This is a genomic window from Streptomyces sp. SID11385 (assembly GCF_010548245.1).
In the GTDB taxonomy this organism is placed as follows: Bacteria; Actinomycetota; Actinomycetes; order Streptomycetales; family Streptomycetaceae; genus Streptomyces.
Map to the genome: position 1 here is coordinate 1 of NZ_JAAGLR010000053.1, position 2,613 is coordinate 2,613.

Sequence of the window (2,613 nt, forward strand, 5' to 3'; positions counted from 1 at the left end):
CCCGCCCGGCCCCGACCCCACCCAGGCCCCGCCGGGCGAGCCCCCGTACGAGAGCGAACGGCCCCACGAGGGCGAGCCCGGCTACGTCTCCGGCGGCGGCCAGCACCGGGGCGGGGCCCGGAACGAGGACGAGGGCGGCCCGTGGCGGCAGGGCGGCTGAGGGGCCCGGCCACCGGCCGGGAGGCGGCCACCCGGCACAGAGCCACGGCCACCGGCCGGGAGGCGGGTCCGCGTGCCGGGGGGCACGTATGACCTTCCGCGAACGTCCGGCCCTCCGCCGCCGGAGGGGTAGTCCCGTTGCTACCGGCCCAGCACCTCGCGTACCGCCTCGTTCGCGAACCGCCCCCGTGGATCGAACTCCCGCGCCAAGTCCGCGAAGTCGTCCATGCGCTCCCAGCGCCCGCGCAGCTCCCGCGCGGGCACCGTGCTCACCTTTCCCCAGTGCGGCCGGGGGGCGAACGGCGCGAGCGCCGTCTCCAGGACCCCGCAGGCCGTCCGCACGCGCTCCGCGTCCGGCACCCACGTGAAGTGCAGCGCGACCGTGTCCCGCCCGTACGCGGGGCTCAGCCACAGGTTGTCGGCGGCGACCGTCCGCACCTCGCTGATCTGGAGCGCGGGCGCGATCCGCTCCCGCACCCCGGCCACCGCGCGCAGCGCCGCCACCGCGTCCGCCCGCGCCACGAGGTACTCGGACTGGATCTCCGCGCCGTTGCTCGGCGTGAACTCGGGCCGGAAGTGCGGCAGCCGCTCGTGCCAGGGGCCGACCGCGCCGAGCTGCGGCGTGCACGCCGTCGCGTCCATGCCCGGTACCGGGTGGACCGGCTCCGTCGCGGGCGCCGCCCACGGGAAGTCGGGCGCGCCGAGATCGGTGCGCTTGAGCCACACCTGCCCGAAGCGCGGCTCCTTCCAGTCCGTGAACAGGCTCACGCTGTGCGCCGCGCCCGTGATCGCGTCGAAGCGCGCGGCGACCGTGTCGAGAGCGAGGTCCGTGAAGACGTCCTGCCGCACGCGGAAGGCCGGGACCGCGTCGAGCGTCAGCGCCGTCACGACCCCGAGCGCCCCGAGCGCGACGACCGCCCCGGCGAAGCGCTCCCCGTCCGCCTCACGGCTCAGGACCCGTACGTCCCCGCCCGCCGTGAGGAGTTCGACGGACCGTACCTGCGTCGCGAGCGAGCCCACCGCGTCGCCCGAACCGTGCGTGCCCGTGGCGACCGAACCCGCCACCGAGATGTGCGGCAGCGAGGCCATCGTCGGCAGCGCGAGCCCGTGCGTGTCCAGGACCCGCGCCAGCTCCGCGTACCGCACGCCCGCCCCGACCCGTACCGTCCGGGCCGCCGCGTCCACCTCGACGAGCGGATCGAGCGCGCCGAGCGAGACGAGCAGGTCGTCCGGGGCGTCCACGTCCGCGATCCGGTTGAAGGAGTGGCCGCTGCCGAGCACCCGTACGCGCCGCTCGCCCGCGCCCGCCACGAGCGCGGCGAGCGCCTCGGCCGAGGCGGGACGGTGCAGCGCACCGGCACGGAAGGTCTGGTTGCCCGCCCAGTTGCGCACCGGGCCGGGGACGGTGCCGGCCGGAACGGCCGCGACGGCGGGCGCGATCGGGGGCACGGGGGAGGGCGCGGCAGAGGTCTCGCTGTTCATCATCGGATCATCTCACCAGGGGTGTGCGACGCTCCGGCCGCTTCCGCGCGCGGTACCTTGCCGACACGTCCCCACCGACCCCGCCGGAAGGGAGCCCCGTGCCCCCCGTTGCCATCGACCTCAACGCCGACCTCGCCGAGAGCTTCGGCCACTGGGAACTCGGCGACGACGAGGCGCTCCTGCCCCTCGTCACAAGCGCCAACGTCGCCTGCGGCTTCCACGCGGGCGACCCGCGCGTCATCCGCCGCGCCTGCGCGGGCGCCGCGCGGCACGGTGTCGCGATCGGTGCCCAGGTCTCGTACCGGGATCTGGCCGGTTTCGGCCGCCGCTTCATCGACGTGCCGCCCGCCGAGCTGACCGACGACGTGCTCTACCAGCTCGCCGCCGTCGACGGCCTCGCCCGCGTCGAGGGCGCGGCGGTGCGCTACGTGAAGCCGCACGGCGCGCTCTACAACGCGATCGTCCACCACGAGGAGCAGGCGGCGGCGGTCGTCGCGGCGGTACGCGCCTACGACCCCGGGCTCGCCGTGCTCGGCCTTCCGGGCTCCGCCTGGCTCCGGCTCGCCGCCGAGGCCGGGCTGCGCAGCGTCCCCGAGGCCTTCGCCGACCGCGCCTACACGCCGGAGGCGACCCTCGTCTCCCGCCGCCTGCCCGGCGCGGTCCTCCACGACGCCGACGCGATCGCGGAGCGCGCGCTGCGCCTCGCGCGCGGCGAGGAGATCGCGGCGAGCGACGGCAGCCCGCTGCGCCTGGACGCCGCCTCGCTGTGCGTCCACGGCGACACCCCGGGCGCGGTGGCGATCGCGCGGGCGGTACGGGAGCGGCTGGGCGCGGGGGGTGTGACGGTACGGGCCTTCACGGGGTGAGCGGCGCCCCCTGCTCCGGTGCCCGCGGCCCGCGCGGGCGCTCCCGGCCCGTACCGCTCCCGGGTGCTCCGTCCGGCCACGCACGCGCCCGCCACGTACTCGTCCC

General features: G+C 77.1%; 2 protein-coding genes. One reads left to right on the forward strand and one right to left on the reverse strand.

The window, feature by feature from the left end:
- Nucleotides 1-300: 300 nt before the first annotated feature.
- Complete coding sequence (locus G3I42_RS02265; RefSeq protein WP_164282175.1) at nucleotides 301-1,644, reverse strand: FAD-binding protein; 1,344 nt, start codon at nucleotides 1,642-1,644, stop codon at nucleotides 301-303.
- 95 nt (nucleotides 1,645-1,739) lie between these two features.
- Here G3I42_RS02265 and G3I42_RS02270 point away from each other — a divergent pair, with 95 nt between their 5' ends.
- A complete protein-coding gene (locus tag G3I42_RS02270) occupies nucleotides 1,740-2,507 on the forward strand; it encodes a 5-oxoprolinase subunit PxpA (protein ID WP_164282176.1) in 768 nt (255 codons plus the stop codon).
- Nucleotides 2,508-2,613: the final 106 nt, after the last annotated feature.

Bases quoted from the DNA above. Each gene is read 5' to 3' on its own strand.
- G3I42_RS02265 (WP_164282175.1), bottom strand. From the start codon at position 1,644: ATGATGAACAGCGAGACCTCTGCCGCGCCCTCCCCCGTGCCCCCGATC.